2 protein-coding genes are annotated in these 1,260 nt (G+C 35.5%); both read left to right on the forward strand.

Annotated elements, in window-relative coordinates:
• The coding region (locus AC1DPZ_RS27480; protein WP_477409502.1) for an RNA recognition motif domain-containing protein at window positions 1–323 on the forward strand (323 nt) is incomplete at its 5' end.
• A gap of 512 nt (window positions 324–835) precedes the next feature.
• Window positions 836–1,260, forward strand: a 425-nt coding sequence (locus AC1DPZ_RS27485) for a hypothetical protein (RefSeq protein ID WP_477409504.1), incomplete at its 3' end; no start/stop codon positions are given.

The following is a 1,260-nucleotide window of genomic DNA, read 5'->3' on the forward strand; positions in this document are numbered from 1 at the left end:
CTTTAGATATGACCGAACTCGATCTTGTTAAGATGATCAATTTACATGGTGAAGTAGTTACCATTAAAATTGTGCGGGATAAAAAAACAAGGATCTGTAAGGGCTACGCCTTCCTGGAAATGAAAGACCGTGAAGGGGCGGAAAACGCTGTTAATGCGTTGGACGGCACTCCAATTGCAGACAGGATTTTAAATGTTAAAATTAATGAAGAAACACCTGTAAAGCCGGTAGCGCCGAAAAGGTTTTTTGGTAATAGTAATAATAACAGCTTTAAAAAGCCTGCCGAAACCGTAAGAAACAAAAGACCAAGGAGAACAACTTAATAATCAAATTAGATTGTAAGCTATTTCGACATTTTAATTACCCTCAACATCTAAATCAGAAATATATAGCATGACGAAGAAGTTGGTTGCTAATGTATACGTGCAAATTATTTAGCAACTCCAATTCTCCATAAATGCTATGTCCCCTGCCTCATTTTGCGATGTAAATGAAGCTGGGCTACGACCCTTAATTCTGGTTTCTTATTGTGCTAACAGTTCTGTAGGTAACATTGTGTATTAATTTCAACAACCAATCCGCCACATTGTCAATAACACACTGATTGTCAGTGTGAATCAAAACAAAAAAAAATGTATAATCAGTTTACATTTTTTGTTGAATTTAACCAATTACTCTCCTAAACAGCCGATTACAAGCTCTGGCCGGCAAAACGGCATTTTGATTGTGACAATTCCCTTTTTAGTCATTAGGGAATATGCGAAGGTATACTGTTGTCACAACATATTTTTTTATTAAGTTAGCTTTCTTTGCAATAATTTGTTGCAAACCCTTCGTGGCATGTTCTCAATCTTCCAAGCCAGGTTCAATTGAATATCTAAAGTTTTGTAATGGACTTAAAAAGATTACTTTAGGAAGTGATATATTTAATATCCCGGCTTACAAGTTATCCTATCTTGATGGTGACGACAAGCTCGATGCCGACAGCTGTTTAAAATATGTGTATGATGATGATAACCTGTTAGCCCTTGGTGATGGTATAAAACTCGACCTCATTGGTATTCGTACTTACAAAGGTAAGATCCTTAATATCTACTTGTTTTTCCAAAGAAATGTTGCTTATAAAATATTAGATAATTTTATTAAATCCTATGGTCAGTTTACCGGCAGGCCTGATAATTACCGAGATATTTATAATTGGGATTCAAGCAGGATCAGTTTGTCCTTACAATTTGAATGTAAGGTTGAATTGGGTATAGC

The organism is Mucilaginibacter sp. P4_G9 (assembly GCF_056400985.1).